General features: G+C 63.1%; 24 protein-coding genes. 8 read left to right on the top strand and 16 right to left on the bottom strand.

Annotated elements, in window-relative coordinates; genetic code table 11:
• Nucleotides 1–11 precede the first annotated feature (11 nt).
• A complete protein-coding gene (locus RIA72_RS05050) occupies nt 12–1703 on the bottom strand; it encodes a hypothetical protein (protein WP_350031232.1) in 1692 nt (563 codons plus the stop codon).
• A 185-nt stretch (nt 1704–1888) separates the two neighbouring features.
• Here RIA72_RS05050 and RIA72_RS05045 point away from each other — a divergent pair, with 185 nt between their 5' ends.
• Nucleotides 1889–2299: a GFA family protein gene (locus tag RIA72_RS05045; protein ID WP_350031231.1), complete on the top strand. Its 411-nt coding sequence runs from the start codon at nt 1889–1891 to the stop codon at nt 2297–2299.
• Here RIA72_RS05045 and RIA72_RS05040 read toward each other — a convergent pair.
• From RIA72_RS05040 to RIA72_RS05005, 8 genes are all read right to left on the bottom strand, one after another.
• Nucleotides 2281–3660 carry a serine hydrolase domain-containing protein gene (locus RIA72_RS05040; protein ID WP_350031230.1) on the bottom strand — a complete coding sequence of 460 codons (1380 nt, stop codon included), beginning with the start codon at nt 3658–3660 and terminating at the stop codon, nt 2281–2283. The genes RIA72_RS05045 and RIA72_RS05040 overlap by 19 nt on opposite strands.
• Nucleotide 3661: 1 nt before the next feature.
• Nucleotides 3662–4015 (bottom strand): hypothetical protein, encoded by a 354-nt coding sequence (locus RIA72_RS05035; protein ID WP_350031229.1) that lies wholly within the window; start codon nt 4013–4015, stop codon nt 3662–3664.
• Nucleotides 4016–4118: 103 nt separating this feature from the next.
• Nucleotides 4119–5438: a replication-associated recombination protein A gene (locus RIA72_RS05030; protein WP_350031228.1), complete on the bottom strand. Its 1320-nt coding sequence runs from the start codon at nt 5436–5438 to the stop codon at nt 4119–4121.
• A 7-nt stretch (nt 5439–5445) separates the two neighbouring features.
• Nucleotides 5446–6603 carry a glycosyltransferase family 4 protein gene (locus RIA72_RS05025; protein WP_350031227.1) on the bottom strand — a complete coding sequence of 386 codons (1158 nt, stop codon included), beginning with the start codon at nt 6601–6603 and terminating at the stop codon, nt 5446–5448.
• 41 nt (nt 6604–6644) lie between these two features.
• A complete protein-coding gene (locus tag RIA72_RS05020) occupies nt 6645–7589 on the bottom strand; it encodes a hemolysin family protein (protein WP_350031226.1) in 945 nt (314 codons plus the stop codon).
• Nucleotides 7590–7608: 19 nt separating this feature from the next.
• On the bottom strand, nt 7609–8115 hold the full coding sequence (gene ybeY, locus RIA72_RS05015) for an rRNA maturation RNase YbeY (protein WP_350031225.1): 507 nt from the start codon (nt 8113–8115) through the stop codon (nt 7609–7611).
• 281 nt (nt 8116–8396) lie between these two features.
• Entirely contained in the window at nt 8397–9263 is an 867-nt protein-coding gene (locus RIA72_RS05010) for a sigma-70 family RNA polymerase sigma factor (protein WP_350031224.1), read from the bottom strand.
• Nucleotides 9263–9718, bottom strand: coding sequence for a carboxymuconolactone decarboxylase family protein (locus RIA72_RS05005; RefSeq protein ID WP_350031223.1), 456 nt, complete (start codon nt 9716–9718; stop codon nt 9263–9265). Before RIA72_RS05005 ends, RIA72_RS05010 begins: the two co-directional genes overlap by 1 nt.
• Nucleotides 9719–9870: 152 nt before the next feature.
• On the opposite strand from RIA72_RS05005, the gene RIA72_RS05000 reads away from it, so the two are divergent.
• On the top strand, nt 9871–10248 hold the full coding sequence (locus RIA72_RS05000; protein ID WP_350031222.1) for a DoxX family protein: 378 nt from the start codon (nt 9871–9873) through the stop codon (nt 10246–10248).
• Nucleotides 10249–10598: 350 nt separating this feature from the next.
• On the opposite strand, the gene RIA72_RS04995 is transcribed toward RIA72_RS05000, so the two are convergent.
• Nucleotides 10599–11618 (bottom strand): hypothetical protein, encoded by a 1020-nt coding sequence (locus RIA72_RS04995; protein ID WP_350031221.1) that lies wholly within the window; start codon nt 11616–11618, stop codon nt 10599–10601.
• Nucleotides 11619–11640: 22 nt separating this feature from the next.
• Nucleotides 11641–12324, bottom strand: a complete 684-nt coding sequence (locus tag RIA72_RS04990) for a hypothetical protein (protein WP_350031220.1) — start codon at nt 12322–12324, stop codon at nt 11641–11643.
• Nucleotides 12325–12621: 297 nt separating this feature from the next.
• Between RIA72_RS04990 and RIA72_RS04985 the strand changes: the two genes are divergently transcribed.
• Nucleotides 12622–13530, top strand: coding sequence for a helix-turn-helix transcriptional regulator (locus RIA72_RS04985; RefSeq protein WP_350031219.1), 909 nt, complete (start codon nt 12622–12624; stop codon nt 13528–13530).
• 177 nt (nt 13531–13707) lie between these two features.
• On the opposite strand, the gene RIA72_RS04980 is transcribed toward RIA72_RS04985, so the two are convergent.
• The 3 genes from RIA72_RS04980 to RIA72_RS04970 form a co-directional block, all read right to left on the bottom strand.
• Nucleotides 13708–16608, bottom strand: coding sequence for a M16 family metallopeptidase (locus RIA72_RS04980; RefSeq protein WP_350031218.1), 2901 nt, complete (start codon nt 16606–16608; stop codon nt 13708–13710).
• Nucleotides 16609–16771: 163 nt separating this feature from the next.
• A complete protein-coding gene (gene purC / locus RIA72_RS04975) occupies nt 16772–17548 on the bottom strand; it encodes a phosphoribosylaminoimidazolesuccinocarboxamide synthase (RefSeq protein WP_350031217.1) in 777 nt (258 codons plus the stop codon).
• Between the two features lie 143 nt (nt 17549–17691).
• A complete protein-coding gene (locus tag RIA72_RS04970) occupies nt 17692–18288 on the bottom strand; it encodes a helix-turn-helix domain-containing protein (protein ID WP_350031216.1) in 597 nt (198 codons plus the stop codon).
• A 66-nt stretch (nt 18289–18354) separates the two neighbouring features.
• On the opposite strand from RIA72_RS04970, the gene RIA72_RS04965 reads away from it, so the two are divergent.
• The 5 genes from RIA72_RS04965 (at nt 18355) to RIA72_RS04945 (ending at nt 21362) form a co-directional block, all read left to right on the top strand.
• Nucleotides 18355–18864: a hypothetical protein gene (locus RIA72_RS04965; RefSeq protein ID WP_350031215.1), complete on the top strand. Its 510-nt coding sequence runs from the start codon at nt 18355–18357 to the stop codon at nt 18862–18864.
• 62 nt (nt 18865–18926) lie between these two features.
• On the top strand, nt 18927–19280 hold the full coding sequence (locus tag RIA72_RS04960) for a hypothetical protein (protein ID WP_350031214.1): 354 nt from the start codon (nt 18927–18929) through the stop codon (nt 19278–19280).
• A gap of 137 nt (nt 19281–19417) precedes the next feature.
• Nucleotides 19418–19771, top strand: a complete 354-nt coding sequence (locus tag RIA72_RS04955; RefSeq protein WP_350031213.1) for a hypothetical protein — start codon at nt 19418–19420, stop codon at nt 19769–19771.
• Nucleotides 19772–19781: 10 nt separating this feature from the next.
• On the top strand, nt 19782–20309 hold the full coding sequence (locus RIA72_RS04950; RefSeq protein WP_350031212.1) for a hypothetical protein: 528 nt from the start codon (nt 19782–19784) through the stop codon (nt 20307–20309).
• A 129-nt stretch (nt 20310–20438) separates the two neighbouring features.
• Entirely contained in the window at nt 20439–21362 is a 924-nt protein-coding gene (locus tag RIA72_RS04945; protein ID WP_350031211.1) for a crotonase/enoyl-CoA hydratase family protein, read from the top strand.
• A gap of 87 nt (nt 21363–21449) precedes the next feature.
• On the opposite strand, the gene RIA72_RS04940 is transcribed toward RIA72_RS04945, so the two are convergent.
• Nucleotides 21450–22442 (bottom strand): PhoH family protein, encoded by a 993-nt coding sequence (locus RIA72_RS04940; RefSeq protein ID WP_350031684.1) that lies wholly within the window; start codon nt 22440–22442, stop codon nt 21450–21452.
• A gap of 150 nt (nt 22443–22592) precedes the next feature.
• On the bottom strand, nt 22593–23927 hold the full coding sequence (gene miaB, locus RIA72_RS04935) for a tRNA (N6-isopentenyl adenosine(37)-C2)-methylthiotransferase MiaB (RefSeq protein ID WP_350031210.1): 1335 nt from the start codon (nt 23925–23927) through the stop codon (nt 22593–22595).
• Nucleotides 23928–23934: the final 7 nt, after the last annotated feature.

Here is a 23934-nt window from a genome sequence, read left to right as displayed (position 1 = left end):
CGAACCTTCCTTCAAGCTGCGAAAGTGATCCTGCAGCCCGCAGCCCTGAGGCTGACTGCCAACTCGTCTAGCTCGCGGTCGTTCTTTGGATTATCGGACTGGTGCAGACGATCGCCTATCGGTTTCAACATTGATGGCCGAACCAAAGCAATCCTTGCCCCCCCAGCGCAGATTTGATTCTGACGGTGCGGAGGAATCTTGTGGCGGAGCAATCGTAAAGGACGATTCGTGAGAAAGGCGCTGTTTATCACTAGGTCGGCCGAATAGGGCGCGTCGAATACGCCAATCACCGCATAGTCTGCATCCAGAGTGTCAATGCGGCTGGAGACTTGGGCAAAGGGAGCATAAAAGCGATGCGCCATCCATGCCTGCAGCGGGAGTATGAGCAGCCACCCTGCAACGGTCATACGCAGGAACAAGGATCGCCATTGGGGCTGGAGCGGAACCAGAGCTTTCCAGCCAAATAGCGCAAGCAGAATGAAATTTCCGATTAGACCGTGCAAATAGCGGTAGCCAAAACCATGTCCCTGGTAGGGAAGGATCGCCACACGAATTGCCAGCGTGAGCACGATCCCGCCTGTCAATCCCAGCGCCAGGCGGTTACGCCGGGCAGACCAAAAGCCGACAATCGCGAACGGTAACAACAATAGATGCTGCCAAGCGATGAAACGGAATAGGTTGGCCGCCATTTTGGACCAGCGGTCTTCCATCTGGCGCATGGCAATCTGATACATGTCCCCATAAGGAACGCCGCCATCGGCAGCCGCGAGGTGAGCGGCGATCCAGTGTGGCCACAGCGTCCAGAACGCGCCGATCAGGCAATAGCCTAGAAAATAGAGTGCCGCGCGCCTCCACTGCCTTTCGAGCAATAGCATAAACAGGATAGGTGCGGCAAAGAGCGGATGAGCATGTGATTGGTGCAAGCCAACCGCAATGAACCCAATCAGCAGCGCACCCACGTCTGTACGCCAACTGCGGTGCAGAAAAAGCCAAAGCCAACAAAGGTTCATCGCCAGATGTGCGGGCATGGCGTAGGCTGTCATTCCCGCGAACAGTACCTGACCCGAGCCCGTCAACAAGAGCAACGCCACAATGGGCAACTCACGGTCATTCGGCCATATCCGACGCACGCACCCGATCAGGGCGACGGCAGACAAGGCAATAAAACTGGGGCCCGCCAACTCTGCTGCGCCAAGCATCTCGAACATCGCGCGAAAGGCGGCATTGAGCGGCAGGTACGACGACACCCACGCCTGCCGATGTGTGGCAGGTTGCATGAAGGTGGTGTTCAGTGCGTCGCTATGATCCCGCCAAAATTCAGGCAGCGTGACAAACAATTGACCCGACAGGAAGATGCTGGCGTCGAAATCGGCCATCTGTTCGTCGCGGCTGAGATTATAACCCAGCAAAATCACATGATGTCCAACCAAAGCCACCGCCGCGGCTGTCACGGAGATCGCAATTAACATGCGGTTGTTTGCGATGAGCGGCGTGTCACGGTGTGACAACCCCTTGGTTCCGATCGCTAGCAACAAAGCCGCCGCCAACAGAAGCCAGATATCCTGGTTTCGCAGATAAAATATGGTGAGATTGGCCTTTACCGGCGTGATCGCGGCTAACGTGGCCGCAGCAAGCATAAGAAGAAGAGCCCCCCAACGAACAGTTGCAAAGCCATCCCAGCCCATCCGCTTTTCTTCGATCACGATCGTTCCTACTCTTTGGGAACGTTATGTTGAGTCTTGCTTAATAATCCGATAACCATCAGAAATATTCATATATTTTCAGGAAAAACTACCTCGTCGATCAACCTACCGTTCCCGCACGCCCCGTGATTGCATTGCACCAGTCTTCGGTACTAGTTTGTTTCGATCACCAGAAGGAGCTCCCCATGAAGGAAAGGCGCGCCAGCGGCCAATGCCATTGCGGCGCGATCCGCTATTCGATGTCCACTGCGGTCGAGCATCATGCGCTTTGCCACTGCACCGATTGCCGCCGTCATTCGGGCGCGCCGCTCGTCGGATGGGGGCTGGTCGGAAACGATCAGATCGAGATCAGCGGAACGCCCAAAATCTATGCCTCGTCGGAACATGGCCGCCGCCATTTCTGCGGCGATTGCGGCACCGGGCTTTTCTATACGAACGAAACCATCTTCCCCGGCCAGATCGACGTGCAGACCGCAACGCTCGACGATCCCGACCTGATCCCGGCGCAGGCACAGATACAGATCGCCGAACGCATCGGCTGGATGGAAAGGCTCGACGACCTGCCCGCGTTCGAGCGTTATCCGCCGTTCGAATAGCGTCGGTCCTCGCCGTCGGCGGCGACCACCGCAGCCACCAGTTTCGCAATGTCGAGCCGGGTTCCGGCGTCGTCATAGCCCTGTCGCACGATCACCAGCGCGCGCGACGGGATGACGACGACATATTGGCCGCGATTGCCAAAGGCGCCGAAGGCGTCGGCGGGAACCCCCGGCGATTTGTCGAGCAGCCAGAAACCCGCGCCATAGCCGAACGCGCCATCGGGTTGCGGTCCGCTGGGCGTCGTCACGAACCGGCGCCAGTCGGTGGGCAGCAAGCGTTGCCCCTGCCAAACACCGTCGTTCTGATAGAGCAGGCCAAACCGCGCAAGATCGCGCGCGGTGGTCCACACCTGGCTCGACAGGATGAAGTCACCCTCCTTGTCGCGCTCTACAAAGGTGCGCGTCATACCCAGCCGATCGAAAAAGGCAGCGGGATCGAGGGGCGTTCCGGCCTTCGCAAGTGCGGCCTTCAGCGACAACACCGCGAGCAGCGTATCGTTGTTGGCGTAACGATAGCGCGTTCCCGGCGGATGGAGCAGCGGCCAGTGCACCGTCCACTGGCGGACCGATGCGCCGCCCATATAGATGGCATCGGTGCGGTTCCCCGCACTGTCGCTGGTGAGCCCGCTCGCCATACGCAGCAGTTGCTCGGTCGTGATCGCGGCGCGCGGGTCCCCCGGCGTCTGCCAGTCGGCGATGATCGCGGGCTTTGTGACGTCGAACCGCCCTTGCGCGACCGCGTGTCCGATCAGCGTCGCGGCCATCGACTTCGCGACCGAAAAGGTGCGCTGCGCCGTGTGGGCGTTATGTCCGCCCCAATAGCGTTCGAGCGCGATGCGACCGTTCTTGACGATCAGCAGTGAACTGGTGCGTCCCCCGAACCGATCCATATCCCTTGTGGCCAGGGCGAACCCCGATCGCTCCTGGAGCCCTGGCCAGCTCGCCTTCCTGTCGCCCATGGGCCAGGGCTGCGCGTCGAGGTTCGGCCGCGGCGCCTGCGCCGCGCCTGTCTCACCCGGCTGCGCCCCGATCGGCAGCGTGACGCAGCCGTCGCGGCCGGTCCAGACCGCGACGCGCGGCGGCATGTCGTCGCGATATTGAACGCTGACCCGCTTCGCCCCATCGTCGACATCGGCGCTCAAAGCGCGGACATCGTCCTCGATCTCGGGATAGATTCCGGTGAGTTCGTCGCGCTCGATCGCGTCGAGCGGCTTGCCCGCGCCGTTCCATAGGGAAGAACAGACGAACGCGGCACGATAACCCGCCGCCCAGGCGCGATGAAGCTCGGCTTGGGGCGTCGGGGCCTGTGCGGCGGATGGCGCCGCGACGATGACGGACAGGGCAGCGGCGATCCGCAGCATGTCAGGGCCGATCGCCGAACGCCTGCCGCTGCGCTTTTTTTGCCCGATCCCACCAGGCGCGGCGGAGGACATCGGCGACGCGTTCGGGATCGTGCGACCCGAAGCGGATGAGGATCGCGTGCCAAGCTTCGTAATGGGCCGTCTGCCAGAAGGTGTCGGGATCGGTTTCAAGCAGCATTTCCTTTTCATGCGGTTTGCACATCGCCACAAAGCTGCCGGGCTCGCGCCCCGGCGATGCGAGCGCCCTGCCGTTGAGCTTGGGACAGGGGGTACCGTAAAAGGGTAGCATTTCGACATCGGGCAGTGCGCACGCAAAGGCGACGACATCGTCCCAGCTGTCGAATCTCGGCATCATTAGCGGTTCTGCTCGATCTTCCAAGGTCGCGGCGCCGACTTCCGTGTCGCGCCCCTTGGATTGCATGGGCTGGATGTGAAGGCACGTCAACGCCCGGCGGGCATCAGTCCTTTGCACGGCGCCTTTCGTCCCACCACGCCATGCGCTCCGCGATCCGCTTTTCAAAGCCGCGATCGACGGGGCGGTAATAGTCGCCCGGCGCCATGCCGTCGGGCCAATAATTGTCACCCGAAAAGCCGTCGGGGGCGTCGTGATCATAGCTGTAGCCCGCGCCATATCCCAGATCCTTCATCAGCTTCGTCGGCGCGTTCAGGATATTCGCGGGCGGCGCAAGGCTGCCCGTCTCGCGCGCCGCGGACCACGCCGCCTTTTGCGCGGCATAGGCGGCGTTCGATTTGGGCGCGGTGGCAAGGTAGAGGCATGCCTGCACGATCGCGAGTTCGCCTTCGGGCGAGCCGAGAAACTGAAAGGCATCCTTGGCCGCCAGACATTGCACCAGCGCCTGCGGGTCGGCGAGCCCGATGTCCTCGCTGGCGAAGCGCGTGAGGCGGCGAAGCACGTAGAGCGGCTCCTCCCCCGCCACCAGCATCCGCGCCATCCAATAGAGCGCCGCCTGCGGATCGGAGCCGCGAAGCGCCTTATGCAGCGCGGAAATGAGGTTGTAGTGGCCGTCGCGGTCCTTGTCATAGACCGGCATCCGGCGGTGGAGAAATTGCGCCAGCTCCGCGGGATCGAGCGGCTTTTCGATGGCAACCGAGAAAAGCGTTTCGACCTGGTTGAGCAGGAAACGTCCGTCGCCGTCGGCGCTGGCGATCAGCGCTTCGCGCGCCTCCGCGGTGACGGGCAGGTCGGCGCCCATCTCGGCCTCGGCGCGCGCCACCAGCGTGCCGAGCGCGGTATCGCCAAGCCGGTTCAGCGCCAGCACCTGCGCGCGGCTGAGCAGCGCGGCATTCAAGGCGAAGCTCGGATTTTCTGTCGTCGCGCCGACGAGCACCACCGTCCCGCGCTCGACATAGGGCAGAAAGCCGTCCTGCTGCGCGCGGTTGAAGCGGTGAATTTCATCGACGAAGAGCAAGGTCCGCTTGCCCGCCGCGGCCATTTTTTCGGCATCGGCAAAGGCCTGGCGCAGATCGGCGACGCCCGAAAACACTGCCGACAACGGCGCGAAGCGCATCCCCACCGCCTCGGCCAGCAGGCGCGCAATCGTCGTCTTGCCGGTGCCCGGCGGACCCCAGAGGATGATCGACGACAATTGACCCGCGGCAACCATGCGCCCGATCGCCCCGTCGGCGCCGGTCAGATGCTCCTGCCCGACGACATCGCCGAGCGTTCTGGGGCGCAGACGCTCGGCGAGCGGCGCGGGACCGGGCGCGCTGGTCGGCTGCGCCGCGGGCGTCGCCTCTCCGAACAAGTCGCCCGCCATCGGACGCTCAGCCCCCGTGCCGCTGTTTCTGGCGGATCAGGCGCACATAGGTGTCCGCGACCGCCTGATTGATCGCGTCCCATTGATAGGACCCGCTTTCCAGCACCGCCGCCGCGCCATGCTCGGCACGGTGTGCGGCGTCGTTGCAATAGCGCTGGAGATGGTCGGCAAAGCTCGATATCGACCCCGGCGCGACCAGATAGCCCGTCTGACCCTGCTTGACGATACTGGCGCTGCCCGTCGCCCGCGCAGCAACGACGGGAAGTCCGCACGCCATGGCTTCCAGCGTCACATTGCCGAAGGTTTCCGTGACCGAAGGGTTGAAAAAAATATCGCACGAAGCAAGCGCGCGCGCCAGGTCGACACCGCCCTGAAAACCGACGAAATGCGCATCGGGCAGCCGCGATTCGAACCATTCGCCAGCCGGCCCCTCGCCGATCACCGCGACCCGGTGCGCCACGCCGCGCCGCTGGAGCACGTCGATGGCATCGGCGAAAACGTCGAGTCCCTTTTCCATCACCAACCGGCCGAGAAAGGCGATGACAGGCATATCGTCCGGGATGCCGAGCGACCGGCGCCAGCCCATGTCGCGGCGCGCGGGGTTGAAAATTCCCTGCTCGACGCCGCGCGTCCAGATGCCGATGTCATAGTTCATCCGCTGGTCGCGCAGCACCTGCGCAAAGCTTTCGGATGGCGCGATCAGCGCATCGCAGCGGCGATAGAGTTTGCGCAGCCAGGCGACGACCAGCGGTTCGAGGAACGACAGGTTGTAATAGCGGAAATAGGTTTCGAAACGCGTGTGGACCGAACAGGCGACGGGGAGCCGCCGCCGCCGCGCCCACGCCGCCGCCTGCCGCGACACGCGGTCGGGGCTGGAGATATGGACGATATTGGGTGCAAAATCGGCAATATCCTTGCGCACCCTCGCCGAAAAATTCAGCGGAATGCGATATTCGCCGCGGCCGGGAATCGGCATCGAGGGCACGCTGACCAGATCGCCGGTCGGTTCGAAATCGGGATCGTCGACGGTCGGCGAGTAGACGCGCACCGCCGCGCCCTGCGCGAGCAGATAGCCGACCAGCCGATTGAGCGCCTTGTTCGCGCCATCGGTCGTCATGTTGTAATTGCCGCTGAACAGGGCGATGCGAAGATCGGAAACTTCCATCCCGCCTCGCCTAATCACTCAGGCCGGCAAAGGCAATTGCGTCAGAAGCCCTCGCCGCGATCCGCCGGCGCTTCCAGATCGACCTCGACCGGCGGATGCAGCCGCAGACGATGGACGCGGCGCTCGTCGGCATCGACCACCTCGATGCGCCAGCCGCTGGCATGGGCCAGGATTTCGCCGACCTCCGGCACATGGCCTGCAAGCACCGCAGCGAGCCCGCCGAGCGTATCGACATCCTCCTCGACCTCGGCCAGCCGCGCGTCGACCGCCTCGCCCAGATCGTCGAGTTCGGCGCGCGCGTCGACCTCCCAGCAGCCGCCCTCGCCCGCGACGATCAGCGGTTCGGGCTCGTCGTCATGCTCGTCCTCGATCTCGCCGACAATCTCCTCGACCAGATCCTCGATCGTCAACAATCCCTCGGTTCCCGAATATTCGTCGATCACGATCGCAAGATGGGTCCGCTTGGCGCGCATTTCGGCGAGCAGGTCGAGCACGCCCATCGATTGCGGAACATAAAGCGGCTGGCGGAGGAGATCGAGCAACGGCGGCGGCGGCCGCTTTTCGGCGAGCACGGCAAAGACGTCCTTGACGTGGATCATCCCGATCACTTCGTCGAGGCTTTCGCGATAGACTGGCAGGCGGCTGTGCCCTGCGTCGGCAAAAATGGCGAGCACCTCCTCAAACGTCGCGGTTTCGGGAATCGCGATGATCTCGCCGCGCGGCACCGCGACATCGTCGACCGTCTGTTCGCCGAAATGGAGGAGGTTGCGCAGCATCTTGCGCTCGATGGGGGACAGGTCGCCGACGATGTTGCTGCCGCGGCGGTCCTCGCCCTCTTCTTCGGCCTCGTCGATGACCTCTTCGATCTGTTCGCGCAGCGACGGTTCCTTGTCGCCCCCGAACAACAGGTTTTTCAGTCCGGACAGCAGCCCGGACCTGCTACTGTCCTCTTCCGATCGGCTCGAAGATCCCTGTTCGTCGGGCATGTTTTCAGCGTATCCCAAGTTAATCCCGTTCCGCATATGGATTGGCGATGCCCAGCGATGCAAGGGCTTTCACTTCCAGCGTCTCCATCGCGGCCGCCGCGACATCGTCCATATGGTCGTATCCGACGAGGTGGAGCGTCCCGTGGACGATCAGGTGCGTCGCATGATCGACGAGCGAAACGCCCTTCTCCTCCGCCTCGCGCGCGCAGGTTTCGCGTGCGAGCACGATGTCGCCCAGCAGGATTTCACCGTCGTCGCTGTTCGCAAGGCTTTCGAGCAGGTCGGCCTGAACCTGCGGAAAGGAAAGCACATTGGTCGGCTTGTCCTTTCCCCGGAAATCGCGGTTCAGCGTGTGGACCTCCGCATCGTCGGTCAGCCGCACCGCCACCTCGACGAGCGGCGCCGCGTCGGCGAGCGAGGCAAAGGGCGTGATCGCGAGCGCCACCGCTACGGCCTCCGCAGCGCGTGCGTCCCAGTCGAGCGCGTCGGGCCACGGCGTCGCGGCATGGGTTTCGACGCTCAGCATGGAAAATGCCACGGGGAAAAACGGGCAGAAAACTGCGCAACTTGACCCGCAATTCGCGTTTCGGGCGGGGCGAGAGTGTAGGCGGGATTATCCGGAATGGTCATGCCCATGCGCTACCGCCACACGGTCAAGTAGGACAGAGTTTTTTCGGGTTCGCAGATGTCCGCGCAGGGGGGGGGAAGCGGACCTTCCCGGTCCCGTCATCCCCTGTCTCGTCACCCCGGCCTTCGCCGGGATGACCACGAAAAGAACAGCAGCTCCGGCCCAAACCGGCCAGTCGCTCAATGCATGTGCTTCAGCTTGTCGGGATTGCGCATCACATAGATGCCGATGATCCGGTCGTTCGCGATTTCCAGCGCCGTCGTCTGGAACTCGCCGTCGGCTTCGCGGGTGACGAAGCCAGGCAGGCCGTTGATCATGCCCGTGTGAACGAGCGTCGAGCCATATTTGCGCAGCAATACGGCGACGCTGCGATGCACCTTCATCACCAGCGCCCTGCCGATGATCGGGACCGCGGCGGCGGGGCGTTTGCCGCCACCGTCGGCCCACATGCCGACGTCGGCGGCGAGCATCGCGCCGAGCGCCTCCATATCGCCGCTGCGCGACGCCTCGAAAAAGGCGTGCGCGATCGCCAGCCCGCGCTCCTTCTCCAGCTTGTAGCGCGGTCGGGCTTCGCGGACGTGCGCGCGGGCACGCGCGGCGAGCTGGCGTGTTGCAGCAGGGTCGCGCCCGATCGTCGCTGCGACTTCGTCGAACCCCACACCGAACACGTCGTGGAGGAGGAAAGCGGCGCGCTCCAAGGGGGAGAGCCGTTCGAGCGCGAGCATCAATGGCAAGGTGACGTCGTCCGCTTCCTCCTCCTCGACCATCGGGTCGGGAAGCCAGGGGCCGATATAGGTTTCGCGCTGCCTGCGCGCCGATTTGAGCTGATCGAGGCACAGCCGCGTCACGGTGCGGCGGAGAAAGGCCGCAGGCTCGCGCACCGCATCGCGATCGGTCCCGACCCAGCGGAGAAAGGCGTCCTGCACGACATCCTCGGCATCGGCGACCGACCCCAGCATCCGGTATGCGACGCGCGTGAGCATCGGACGCAGCGGGTCGAACAGACCCGCCGCGTCTGCCGCATCCGTGGGACCGCTCGCCGCCATCAGGCCGCCTGGGTCGCCGGCGTTTCGTACCACAGGTCGAAACCGACCGCGATCCGGTTCCAGCCGTTGATGATATTGATCATCAGGGTCAGATTCACCTGTTCCTCCAGCGTGAAATGCGCTTCGAGCGCCTCTTTCGCGGCCTTTTGTGTGTGGCCCTGCGACAAGGTGGTCAAGGCGTCCGTCCACGCAAGCGCGGCGCGTTCGCGGTCGGTGTAGACGGGCGCTTCGTGCCAGGCGGCGAGCAGGTAGATGCGCTGTTCGCTTTCGCCCAGCGAACGCGCGTCGGCGGTGTGCATGTTGATGCAATTGGCGCAGCCGTTGAGGATCGACGCGCGGATCTTGACGAGTTCGATCAGGCTTTTTTCCAGCCCCTTCTCGATTTCGAGCGAAGCGCCCATCCATTGTTTCATCAGGTGCGGTGCGGCGGCGAAGGGGTCGATCGGCTTGGTCATCTCATTGGCTCCTGCAAGGGGATTGCTGCAAAGGGGTTGCCAGAACATGACGAGACAAGATGGCAAGCTGTGACATGGCGCGCCAAAAAAATTTCGCGCGCATCGTCAAATCGGTTAGTTTCGGCGCTCCACCACGATGAGAGGGGCGTGTCATGAACTTTCTCGATAGATATGGCGAACAGGCTTATGCGTTGCTGCGGATCGTGTCCGGGCTCCTGTTCCTCGCGCACGGCGTCCAGAAATTCTTCAATTTTCCAGTGGCCTTCCCCTATCCGCTGAACCCGATGCTCTATGCCGCGGGAACGATCGAGATCGTCGCCGGCGCGCTGATCGTCATCGGCCTGTTCACGCGCCCCGCAGCCTTCATCGCGAGCGGCATGTCGGCGGTCGGCTATTGGGCCCAACACGGCAGCCAGGGCCTCTATCCGATCGCCAATGGCGGCGAAACGATCGCGCTTTACTGCTTCATCTTTCTGTTCATCGCGACGCGTGGTGCGGGGATATGGAGCCTCGGCGGGGCCAGCAAATAGGAAGCGTCGGGTCAGCAAGCGGGCCGCTGCCAATCCATTATTTTGTCGTCATCCCGGCGAACCCGACGACACCGATGTTATAACTCGGCGCTCCCCGGTTTGCGGCCGGTCGTTGGCAAAGTCGAGAATGCCCATGAGCAAGCCGTGGAGCGTGGCGTGAAACTCAACGCGCTGCTCGCCGGGATGCGGGACGATCTTGCCGACGACGAACGGATGTCGCTTGAGGCGCCGAGCCGCGTTTGCGTCTCTCGCAGGATTGCTGACGTCCTGTAGCTTTCTCCGATGCTCTCGCCCCAATCGGCTCTCTCCAGAATTGGACCAGCTTTTCCAAGGCAGACCAGCCCCAAAGCTCATTCACTCGGCCTGCGCATTCTGCAGCCATATTCTTCGCCGAGCAATGGGCCGGGGTAGGTTACGCCGTCCCGTCCGACGAAGCTCCAGCCTTCGCGGCAGACCTGAATGTCCCATTTGAGGCGGTTATATTCGAACCACTCGCGCCCGTTCTGCACCTCGTTCGCATCCATGTCGCCGCCGAGCCAGCCCATGCCGGGACATTTCGCCCCGTCCTGATGCAGGTCGTAATTGCTTTCACTGCCGTCCGCGCGGTCGGTGGTGATGCAGGTTCTGATCTTGATCGGATAGGCGCAGTTGTTGATCAGCTTGTAATGCCCATAGGCGAGCCCGCTGCCGGTGTTCCGCCTCGCGGGCTGGACCGATATACATTTGCCGTGATCGGCATCGTCATACATCCAGTCGGGATTGCCGCCCTTGCCGCGATTCTGCCCAACCGCCCCGCCGGTCGCGCTGGCGACTGCGCGCACGCTGCCACCTGAAGCGCTGGTAAGGTAGCGGGTTTGAAGTTTCGGGCCTAGTTCGGTATCGCAAGGCGAACTATTGCGTTCATTATTAGGATCGAGCGGGCATCCATTATTATATTCTTCCCATGATTCAAATTTGTTGCCCATTATACTACCGTCATCATTATATTGTTCAAACCAGTAATGTACCCGCCCCTGTAACAATCCGTTGCGCATGATCCCTTCTTCGACAGTGCAGCGATCAAAAAAGCCGTCACTGAAAACACATAATTTGAGTACGCCCTTCCCCTCAGCCATGCCATTGGCTGCACATGCGCCTGACCAACTGCTCCTGTCCTCCTGAAGATCATCACTGGAAATGTCATATCCTGCATATTTTTCCATAGCGATGACGATACATCCGTTGAGCCTGAAGACCGCCCCATATTCATTATCATATTGATCGGGGACAACCTCCAGAACACCAGTGGTTGGGCCTTTTTCCTTGCCAGCATGAGCAACGCTCGAGAACGCCAGTGCCGTCATCGCCAGCAAAGAGATGATCCACCGCATAAAATCCCCCTATCTTCGTCGATCAATAGACATCCGCGCCGGTGAGTTTCAGCTCCGCCTCGTCGGTGGTGTTCACAACGAGATTTATCAGCGATCGCAGGTCTTCACCGTCAATCACATCGGGAATCTTGGCGGTAAACATCAGCAGACTGCTGTGGATTTCCCACGAGCCGATCTTCCGCGTGTGGCTATGGGCCATCAGTTCCAGCGCCTTCGCGCCATCGACCGATGCCGATACCTTGGCGGCGGGCGCAAAGAATTCGCGGATGACGAGGCAATCATAGCTTTGCGTTCTACCCGAAATATAGAGCAGTTGGGTACGCTTGGTGTCCCTTACATTGAAGACAATCCTGTAATCACCGTCCTTGTCCACGGTATAGGTCAACCTGAGGCGGTCGAGTTTTTTCCCGAATCCATCCTGCGCCGCCGTGGTCGGAGGCGGGGTCGGGTTCGGGGCGCCGATCACGCCGGACGACGCACGCCTTGTCGCCACACCGGCTCCCGGAGATGGCGGTGCCTGCCCGGCACCTGGCGCGGGACAATTTGCCGACAATGCCGCCATCGCATGATCCGGCGCCAACATAACGGCGCCCAGCATGGCGAGGAGCGCCATGCGCCGCACCGCCGACGGCTCGCCCCCCATGCCGACCATGCAAAAGAGCATCCGCTGTTCCTTCCGTTTCCGCGTCATCCGCACCGCGTTCATAATCCTGTCGGTCGAAACGCGCTTCCCCCGTTCGGGTGAAGGATGCGGCTTGTTGCGAAATGGACGACGGGATAATCAGTGCAGAGAGCGGGTTGAGGGGCGGAGATGAAAATCGATCTCGATGGGATTTACGCCGCAATCGAAGACGATCGCGCCTTCGATGGGCTCGCGGACCGGATCGCCGAAGCGTGTAGCACCCGATCCGCCATCCTCACATTATTGGAGAATAATGTCGCGACACTGGTAAAGGCAAACTGGTGGGATGGGGCGTTTCTGACCACTTACGAGCAGCATTTCGTGCACGACGATCCGTGGACGGCGTTGTCGCTGCGCCTCGGCCGTTTCGGCCGTGCTGCCGCTCTGGACTCGGCGATGCCACCCGAGGATTTTCAACGGACTGCGCTCTATAACGATCTGATGCGCCAGGCTGGCGATGATACGGGACGGTGCCTGGGCGTCGCCCCGCCGCCGGGACGCGAGGGTGTCATGCTGGCGGTTCACCGCGCCGCCGACGACGCGGCGTTTACCGCGCAGGACGAACGGCGGCTCGATGAGGTTTACGGTCATGTCCGCCGCGTCGTTGCGCTGCGCCGCTCGCTCGCTGTCGAGCGGGCCCGGGGGGCAAGGCTCCAAAACCTCGTCGACCAGAGCGGCGAGGCGATCCTGCACCTTGACCGCAACCTGCGGGTTGTTGCCATCTCCGCTGCCGCCGAACGCCTGTTGGAAAAACGCGACGGCATTTTTCTGCGCGACCGGCGGCTTGTCCTGCCGGTGAACATCGAGACGGAACTGCGCGCCGCGATCGCCGCGATCATTGACCGGACGGTGCGCGCACGCACCGCGCTGCTTTGCCCGCGTCCGTCGGGACGCCGCGCTTATCGCCTGCGCCTCCTACCCGCGGGTTTCGATGGCGATGCCGGAGTGCTGTTGCGGATCGACGACCCGGACGTCACGCCCAGTCCGGATTGGCAAGTCGCGCTGCGAGGGGTCTATGGCTTGTCGGCCATGGAGGCCGACCTTGCGTCACGGCTTCTTGCGGACCATTCGCTGGACGAGATCGCCGCCCAGCGCGGGGTCACGCGCGAGACGCTGCGCACGCAGTTGAAATCGCTGTTTCATAAAACCGGTGTCACGCGCCAGAGCTCGCTGGTCAGACTGTTGGCGACGTTCCCGGCCGCGTTCGATGGCGGAGCCCCGCGCGATTGACGCCGCCAGAAGTCGGCGTACCGGCGTCTTCAAAGACGGGGAACAAAGTCTCGAAAGCATATCGGCCGACGCGAGCCTTCTACAAAGCCTTGGAGCGGTTTTCGACCATTTAGGGTCAGCTCCGTTACGCCGATCCGAAATGGTCGAAAAACGCTCTAAATGGCAAATCCGAATCAGCTATAATAAAGATGTAGCCGCCTTGTCGCTCACCGCCTTGATGACGAGCGCCTTGTCATCGGTCAGATAGTGCTGCGCCAGCGCCTGCAACTCCGCGGGGGTCGCGGCTTCGACCTCGGCAATGCCGTTGCGGCTGCGGTCGAGCCGGTCGGCCTCACTCGTCGCTTCGGCGACATAGTTCAGCCAATAGCTATTCTCGCGCCGCGCCTTGGTCATTGCCTCGACAAGCGGGCGCCGGGCCCGGTCGAGAAGGTCGGTGTCGACGGGCGCATCGCGGAGTTCCCTGGCGATCGCAAAGATCGCCGCGCGGGTCGTCGCCAGATGCTTGTGATCGACATTGCTTGCGGCAAAAAGATGCCCATAGCCTGGAAACTCGTCCGACAGGCTGGCGGCGGCGCCGGGGCTATAGCTTTCGCCCAGTCGCTCGCGCAGTTCCTCGGTCAGCTTGAGGCGCATGACGCGCGCGAGCAGGTTGAGCCGCATCGCTTCCGCGAGGTCGCTGTCGTCGCGCGCCGGCCAATAGACGCGCAGCTCGGCCTGTTCGGCAGGCCCCTTGTGGACCAGCGTGCGCTCTCGACGGTCGGCGGCAAATTCGCGAATGCGCGCGTCGGTGCGGGGATCGAAGGCAGCGCGGCGCGCGGGCAGCGCGCCAAAGGTCGCCGCGATGGCGTCGATCACCGCCTGCTCGTCGATGTCGCCAACGACGCCGATCTCGATCGCGCCATGCGCCAGGCTGTCGGCGATGACGGGTTTGAGCTGGGTCCAGTCGAGCGCCATCAGCTTGTCGAGCGGCGGCGTTTGGGCACGCGGATCGTCGTTGGCCAGGATGCCCCCGGCGTCGCGCGCGATCACCGCCGCGGGCGTGGCATCGTTCGCGGCATATTGCTGCGGCAGCACACGGCGGATGAGCGCGAGCCCGTCGGCGCGATAGCCGGGGTGCGTCAGATAGGCCGCGAGCCGTTTGGCCTGAAGCGCGAAATCCTCGGGTGACGTTGTCGCCGAGCCGCCGAACGCGTCGACCCCGGCGCCGAAGGACGGGCTGACGGTCCGGCCCGCCAGCACGCTGCGCAGATCGTCGACGCTATGCGCTTCAAGCCCGCCGAGCATGAACGAGTTGGCGAGCGCAACGCGCGTCGGGTCGTCGCGCGTTGCGAGCAGCGTCCCGCCGTCGACGCGCAGCGAGAGCATGACGCGATCCTTCTGAAAATCGGTCGCCTTGATGTTGAGCATGACATTATTGGCAAAGCGGATGCGCCGAATGCCCAGATCCTCGATGCGATCGTCGGCGACGACGGTGCCGGGCGAGCCGAAATCATTATAGGCGAAGGCGACGCTCGCGCTTTCGGCGGGCGGCGCAACGGCGACTTTCGCCGAAGCGCGCAGGCTGGACAGAATGGCGTCGATGCCGCCTGCGATCGGTGCCTTGGCCGTGACACGGACGAGCGGCGCGCTCAACCCCGCCATCCGCTTGCGAAAGGCAGCGGTGACGGCGGCGGCGTCGAGCGAAGGTGCCGCCGCCTCGAACATTTGGAGCGCGGTTTCGGGGCGCGTAAACACTGCCTCTCCCTTCGCCGCCACGACGAGCGCGTCGGCGAGTGTTTCGCTGCGCCTTGTCGTCGCCCCGGCGGCCGCGTTGCGCAGCGCCGTGCGGCGGTTGGCGAGCTGTTCGGCGACCTCGGCCTCGGTGAATCCATGCTCGATCGCGCGGCGCCGTTCCTGCTCGACAAGCGCCAGCGCCTGCTGCCACGCGCCTTCCTTGGCCACCGCTCCGATCGTCACCTGGTCAAAGACCTTCCAGCCATTGGCGTCGGACAAGGAACCACCGAGGATCGGCGAATCCTCGTCGAGCGCGATCTTGGCGAGGCGGCGGCTGACGATGGCTTCGCCGATATTTTCGGCGAGCAGGCGCGCGCGTTTGGCCCTGGTGTCGGGTTCGTCGACCCACGGACGGAAGGCCGCGATCGTCACCGAATCCTGGATGGCGGGATCGACGAAATCGTCGGCCGCGGCGGCGCGATCATAATCGACATCGCCGATGTCGGGATCTTCCCCCGCGGGACCGCGTCCGGCCCAGTCCGAAAAGCGCGCCTTGATCTTCGCCTCGACCGCTACCGGGTCGAAATCGCCGACCATCACCAGCGTCGCCCGTTCGGGCCGGTAATAACGGTCGTACAGGTCGCGAAGGCGCGACGCGGGGGCGGTGCGAATGACCTCTGCGGTGCCGATCGGCAGGCGATTGGCAACGGTCATTCCCTGCATCTGGAAATCGAGCTGGTCGACGAGGTTGCGGAGCTGATAGGTGTCGCGTGCGCGCCGTTCGGACAGGATGATTCCGCGTTCGCGATCGACCGCGGCCGGATCAAGCGTGAGCTCGCTCGCCGTTTCGCGCATCAGCATCAGCCCGGTGTCGATAAGATCGTCCGAGGCATTCGGCAGGTCGAGCTTGTAGATCGTCTCATCGAACCCCGTCGATGCATTGGTGTCGGCGCCAAAGGCGAGTCCCTTGCGTTCGAGCAGCTTGATCATCTCGCCCTCGGGTACGCCCTTCGAGCCGTTGAACGCCATATGTTCGAGGAAATGGGCGAGGCCGCGCTGGTCCTCCGCCTCGGCAAAGCTGCCGACGTCGAACCGCATTCGCAACACGACGCTGTCCTTGGGTGTGCTGTTCTTCAGCAGCGCATATTTCATTCCGTTCGGCAGGACGCCGAAGACGATGTTCGGATCGACAGGAACATCGCTATTCGCAAAATTCCATGCCTTTGCGGCATCGCTTTGGGGGTTGACGGACGCCTCCGCGGCAGGCCGTTCGGCCTCCTTGGCAAGCAGCGGCGGCGCGCAGACGGCAAGCAAGGCGAAGGGCGACAGCGTAATGGCGGCGCGCCGGAAGATGGGGTTGGTCATGCGCCCCGTTCTGGCGATCATTGCGTCAACGTCAAGGCGGCGGGCTTGGCACCGATTGTGAACATATTCCTATCGTCATCCCGGCGAAGGCCGGGATCTCGCCGGTTCTGCAACCCCATCGGGTGAGATCCCGGCTTTCGCCGGGATGACGGATAAGGAAGGTTCAGCCCTTCTTCTTGCGATGGCTTTCGAGGTCGAGCACGGCATTGTCGCCGCCTTCGGGCAGCAGGCCAAGGCGGCGCGCGACTTCCTGATAGGCTTCCACCTCGCCGCCGAGGTCGCGGCGGAAGCGGTCCTTGTCGAGCTTTTCGTTCGTCGTCATGTCCCACAGGCGGCAGCCGTCGGGGCTGATCTCGTCGGCGAGGATGATGCGGCTGAAATCGCCTTCGTAAAGCCGCCCGAACTCAAGCTTGAAGTCGACGAGGCGGATGCCGACCGCCGCGAACATGCCCGACATGAAGTCGTTGATGCGGATCGCCATGTCCTGAATGTCGTGAAGCTCGTCCTGGCTGCACCAGTTGAAGCAGGCGATATGCTCCTCGGCGACGAGCGGATCGCCGAGCGCATCGTCCTTGTAGCAATATTCGATCAGTGTGCGGGGGAGCTGCGTCCCCTCCTCGATCCCCAGCCGCTTCGACAGCGTGCCCGCGGCGACATTGCGCACGATCACCTCGATCGGCACGATCTCGACCTGCCGAACCAGCTGTTCGCGCATGTTGAGGCGGCGGATGAAGTGCGTGGGCACACCGATATTGCCGAGCAGGGTGAAGACATGCTCCGAAATCCGGTTGTTGAGCACGCCCTTGCCATTGATCGTCCCGCGCTTTTGCGCGTTGAAGGCGGTCGCGTCATCCTTGAAATATTGGATGAGCGTGCCCGGTTCGGGGCCTTCGTACAGGATCTTGGCTTTGCCTTCGTAAATCTGGCGGCGACGGGCCATGGCGGTCAACTTTCTGTTGGAACCAAATGAATGGCCCCGGCCAGACGACTCAGGACGAGGCGCGGCGCCGGGGCGGTCCGCGCGCCTATAGCGACAAAGCGAGGGCGCGTCATCCCCGGCAACACGATCCGGTCCATCGCCAGCTACTGAGGGCGCGAAACCCAGATCACTTTCGGATTAGTCGTCGCCGTTCCACCCTTCACAAAGGCGTGCGGCCGTCGACCATCGAATGTCAGGCTGTCCCCGGCTGCCAGCTCAAATACCTCACGCCCTTCGAAATGAGCGGATATTCTGCCTTCGAGGACGTAGAAGAAGTCGATCGTGTCGTGCGAGTGTTTCTCGGGGAACGCATCAATGTCCTGCGCGGCGATTTCGCTGATGTAGATGGTCTGGCCGAGGACATCGGGCGAGCCGGAGAGCAGTTCGTAGCCGTAGAGCGGATTCCCATATCGCTTGCCTTCGCCCGAACGGACGATCTGAATGTCATCGTCGCGAATGGGGTTGGTTTTCACCACCAGAGTCGTGAGGGCAACATCCAACCCGTTCGCAAGCTTTCGCAAGGTTTCATAGGTTGGCGACATCTCGCCGCGCTCAATCTTCGACAGCGACGCACGCGACACGCCGCACTGGCGGCTAAGCGCGTCGAGCGTCAGATTCCGTGCCAACCTCAAGGCCTTGGCTCTTTGGCCCAGGCCATCGGCTTCCTGTTCAGCGCCCCTGTATTTTACCGAATCCGTCATTGCACATCATTTTCTATTATGATAGATTTCTCATATAGTGGATCGGGACGACGCTGGGAGAATATAGTGCGGCGTGCGAAAATGGTAGGGGCGGTCCTCGCGCTTTTCGTGGCTCTGTCGGGTACGCCGGCAGGTGCGGGCGAACCGCTGGAGTCCGAAGCCGCATTTTCAAAACTTTCCGCACTTGCCGGAAGCTGGAAGCGCGCCGGAAGCGATGGAATAGCATTTCGAATCGACTTCGAGTTGACAGCCAACGACTCTGTCCTGGTCGAACGATGGGTTCATCGCGACAAAACCCATTCGCTGACCATCTATCATCGGGACGGGCCAACGCTGATGGCGACCCATTATTGCCCTCAGGGCAATCAGCCCCGCCTGAGGATGGAAAGCGGCGGCGATGAAAACCGCATCAGCTTCGATTTTCACGATGCCACCAATTTGAACAGCTCCGATCAAAGCCATCAGCATCGGTTGAGCTTCGATCTTGCGGACATGGGACAGGTTATTCGAGGGGAAGCCTATCGACAGGGGGAAACAAGCAAAGAGTCGGAGATGGCGCTGGTGCGTATTCCGTAAACAAACAGATACTTACGTGGAATTTGCGAACGGATCGCCGATCCCGGCAAATGTCCAAGCGAATGGAAGAAGAGTTTATGAAAAATATGATGGGCAAAGCCGCCTTGATCGCGAGCATTTTTTTGATCGCCGCCTGTAGCGGCGGCACCGAAACGACAGAGGGTGCTGCACCCGACAAGACGGCTGAAGCGGCCTCCGCGGCGGCGAGCGCGCCGTGCACAGAGGAAACCATGATGGCCAAGGCGACTGAGCTTGGCGAAAAGATGAAAGGCATGGCAAGCGACCCGCAGGCGATGCAGGAAATGGCCACCAAGATGCAGGATATTCAGGCGAAGGTTCAGCAAGGCACGGCTGACGGCAGCTTCGGCATCGAGCAGGCCTGCTTGGCCTATGACGAATTGCTCGCCGCATCTTGAGCAACGGCCCGGCTCACCGGCGCGGCCCCCGCGGCGGTGAGCGGTCCCGTTCCGGCCCTGAGCGCCCGCACGCGGATGACGGTCAAATGATACAGCGGTTGAAGTTATATTTCGGGCGTCTTGTCCCCGCGGCAGCCATGACCGCAATCTTTGCGGGCGTTGCTCACGCGGCGTTGGTGGCCGTAGCGGCGCGTATGGTCGGGCTTGAAACCGTGGCGATTGCCGCGCTGACTTTTGGTGTTGCGCTTGTCGTGGCGCTGGCGGGGGGGATGCTCCTGCTCGCGATCGTTGCGATGCTGAGGCTGGGGCTCATACAATCGCTCATCCTGTTCTTCGTCAGCGTGCAATTGATTGTGATCTGGCTCGAGTTTTTCTTCTTTGAATTTCAGAACGGGTGGGCCGACATCTCGTGGCAATATGGGTTGATCTCGGTCCCTGCGTCGCTGATCGCATGGCACCAGTCCATTTACGCGGTCTACAAGTCGGTTTGAGGAGCTTGCGATGGCAAGAATGAGAAGTCCGGTCGTGTTGGTCGGCTTTAGCGTCGGGGCGATCGCCGCTGCCGCAACGCTTGCCGGAGCGACGGCGAGTACCGGCGAGGCGGCGGGACCGGATTGGGAAGCCGCTATCGCCGCCTTTGCCATTGGCGAGCGGCGCTCGCCGATGGTTTACACCATGAAGGACGCCGCGCGTTGCCGCGCTCGCTGGCAGGTGCACGCCGATGCTCTGGAGAAGTTCATCTTCCCGGAGGCCGTAGAAGACATCCTCATTTCGCAATTACAACTCCATCCCGCGTTAAATGCGGTCGACTTTTTCCGCGATGAAGATAGCGATCATCCCGCCGCGCGCGATGACGCCGACACGGCCGAGCGGCTGCTGGCGCGCGCGCTGACCGGCGATGCAAAGGCGGCATATAGTTATTTCGAGAATCTCGGCCTGTGCACCACTGCGCCCGAAACCGTACGAGACGATTCCGCCGACGCTACGGATGCGCCCGCCGCCGAAGCACCCGCCAACCCCTCGCCATAAGCGCTTCCGCCAGGCGCTGGCGACGAGTCTAGCGAGCGTATCGAGACGCTGCCCCACTTTACGTTTACGTAAAGGGCTTGCAATCATGCGCCCAGCTGGCGATGCTGATCCAAAATCAAGGAGAGATGGATGAGCTTCGACCAGATTCGCCTCGACCTCCACGAAGGCATCGCGCTGCTGACGCTGTATCGGCCCGACCGGATGAACGCCTTTACCGGCGAGATGATGCAGGAGATTGTCGCCGCGCTCGACGAATGCGATGCCGACGATGGGGTGCGCGCGGTGATTTTTACCGGGCACGGCGACAAGGCCTATTGCGCCGGGGCCGACCTCGGCGGCGGCGCCGCGACCTTCGATTACGACAAGCGCAGCGACAAGCTGGCGATGCTGCCCGATGGCATGCCCGCGAGCCCGGTCGCCGACGACGGCACGATCAACTGGTCGCATCCGCTGATCCGCGACAGCGGCGGGCGCGTGTCGATGCGCATCTTCGAAGCGAAAAAGCCGGTGCTCGGCGCGATCAATGGCGCCGCGGTCGGCATTGGCGCGACGATGACGCTGCCAATGGACGCGCGGCTCGCCAGCGAAACCGCCCGCTACGGCTTCGTCTTCGCGCGGCGCGGCATCGTGCCCGAAGCAGCGTCGAGCTGGTTCCTCCCGCGTCTCGTCGGCATCGCGAACGCGGTCGACCTTTGCTATTCGGGGCGGCTGATTTCGGCGGCCGAGGCAAAGGAAAAGGGTCTCGTCCAGTCGGTCCACGCGCCAGGCGCGCTGATCGACGCTGCGATCGCCAAGGCGCGCGAGATGACCGAGCACAGCGCGCCGGTGTCGGTCGCGCTGACCCGCCACATGCTGTGGCGGATGATGGGCGCGGCCCACCCAATGAGCGCACACCGCTGGGACAGCCGCGCGATCTTCTCACGCGGGCGCAGCGCAGACGCCGCCGAGGGGGTGACGAGCTTTCTCGAAAAGCGCGCGCCCAATTTTACCGCGAGCGTCGCGGACGACTATCCCTGGTTTGCCGAGTTCGAGGAGGCCCCGCCGTACAGCTGACCTGTCACGCCTGCATCATCGCGGCGGAAGACCGGGGGGACGGAAAAACCAATCGCAGCGCGCCACCCCTAACACCAGCATGGCCCATCAGGCCCCCGGCCCCTCATAAGCCTCGACGATGCGGCCGACGATCGGATGGCGAACGACGTCGGCGCTGGTGAAGCGGCTGACATTGATGCCCTCCAGCCCTTCGAGCCGCGCGACCGCGTCGGCGAGCCCCGATGTTGCGGGGGCCGGAAGGTCGACCTGCTTGGGATCGCCGCAGATTACCATGCGGCTGTTCATCCCGAAGCGCGTCAGAAACATCTTCATTTGCGGGATCGTCGTATTCTGCGCCTCGTCGAGGATGATGAACGCGTCGGCAAGCGTGCGCCCGCGCATGAAGGCCAGCGGCGCAATCTCGATCTCTCCGCTCGCGATCCGTCGCTCGACCTGCTCGGCGGGCAGACAATCGTGCAGCGCGTCGTAGAGCGGGCGCAGATAGGGATCGACCTTTTCCTTCATGTCGCCGGGAAGGAAGCCGAGCTTCTCGCCCGCCTCGACCGCGGGACGCGACAGGATGAGGCGCTGGACGCTGCCGGTGATGAGCTGCGCCACCGCCTGCGCGACCGCGAGATAGGTCTTGCCGGTGCCCGCGGGGCCCAGCGCGAAAATCACATCGTCGCGCGCGAGCGCCTGCATATAGGGAACCTGCGACGGCGCGCGCGGCACGATGGTCTTTTTGCGCGTGCGGATCATCACCGCGGGGGCTTCGCTCGCGTCGTGACGGATGATGCCGTCGAGCGTCGGCTGCGCCGACATCGCGATCACGCCGTCGACCATGCCCGCGTCGACCTCCTGCCCCTTTTCGATACGGTCATAAAGGTCGGTGAGCACATCGCGCGCGCGCGCCGCGGCCTCGGCCTCCCCCTCGATCTGCACGCGGTTACCGCGCGCCGAGATATAGACGCCAAGGCGGTTCTCGATTGCGACAAGGTTGCGGTCGAATTCGCCAAAGAGGATGCCCAGCAATTGTGTCCGTTCAAATTCGGCCGTCAGTCGAACGCGATCGCCGGGTTCGGCGGGGGCAGCGGCGGTCATCGGGCGTTTGGACACGTGGGCAGGACTCCTAACTGGTAATATATCCTGTGTACTCCCGCGAAGGCGGGAGTCCATCACCGATGCTCTCGAAATTCGGGGGACGGAGATGGGTCCCCGCCTTCGCGGGGACACACAAACTCCAAACCGGCATCAGGACAGCGCTTCCATCAGCGCCTCGGCGGCGAGACTGTTCGGTCCCGCCGAGGTGATGCGCACGTCGATCATGTCACCGATAGCGAGACCCGGCGCGACGACATGCACCGACTGAAGCCATGGCGACTTGCCGATGAGCTGTCCTTCGAGCTTGCCCTTGCGTTCGAGGAGCAAGCGCGTGGTCCGGCCGACACTCGCCTCGTTGAACGCCTGCTGCTGTTCGTTGAGCAATGCCTGGAGTCGCTGAAGTCGCTCGTTCATCACGGCCTCGTCGACCTGCTCCGCCATCGTCGCGGCGGGCGTGCCGGGGCGGCGGGAGTATTTGAAGCTGTACGCCATCGCATAATGGGTCGCGCGGACGATATCGAGCGTCGCTTCGAAATCCGCATCGCTCTCGCCGGGGAAGCCGACGATGAAGTCGCCCGAAATCGCAATGTCGGGGCGCGCTTCGCGGACGCGTTCGATAATGCGCAGATAACTCTCGACGCTGTGGCTGCGGTTCATCGCCGCGAGGATGCGGTCGCTTCCCGCCTGTACCGGCAGGTGGAGGAACGGCATCAGTTTTTCGACCTCGCCATGCGCGGCGATCAGCCCGTTGGTCATGTCGTTGGGGTGGCTGGTCGTATAGCGGATGCGTTCGAGCCCATCCTCTTTCGCCAGTTCGCGGATCAGGCCGTCGAGCCCGATCGCCCTGCCCTTGTCGTCCTCGCCGCGCCAGGCGTTCACATTCTGGCCGAGCAAGGTGATCTCGCGCACCCCGCCCTCGACCAGCGCACGCGCCTCGGCGACTAGGTCGGCGAAGGGTCGGCTGATCTCGGCGCCGCGCGTATAGGGCACGACGCAATAGGTGCAAAATTTGTCGCAGCCTTCCTGCACGGTCAGAAAGGCGGTCGGGCGCTGGCCACTCGCGCGTTTGGGCAACGCGCCGAACTTGCTCTCGATCGGCATGTCGAGGTCGACTGCCTTCTCGCCGCGTTCGGCGCGCGCGATCAGGTCGGGCAGGCGGTGATAGGCCTGGGGGCCGACAACGACGTCGACGCTCGGCGCGCGGCGCGCGATTTCGGCGCCCTCGGCCTGCGCAACACAGCCAGCCACGGCAATCGTTGGCGTGCTGCCGTCGGCGCGCTTCAGGCGGCCGATATCCGAATAGACCTTCTCGGCCGCCTTTTCGCGGATGTGACAGGTGTTGAGCACGACCAGGTCGGCGTCGGCACCCTCGGCCGCGGGAACATAACCCTGCACGCCCAGCATCTCTGCCATGCGTTCGCCGTCGTAGACGTTCTGGCAGCCGAAGGATTTGACGCGAAAGGTTCGGGGGGAGTCGGATTTCATCGGCGCG

Source organism: Sphingopyxis sp., from assembly GCF_040216815.1.
In the GTDB taxonomy this organism is placed as follows: Bacteria; Pseudomonadota; Alphaproteobacteria; order Sphingomonadales; family Sphingomonadaceae; genus Sphingopyxis.
The sequence above is the reverse complement of the archived record's forward strand: the minus strand, read 5'-3'. Positions and strand labels throughout refer to the sequence as shown.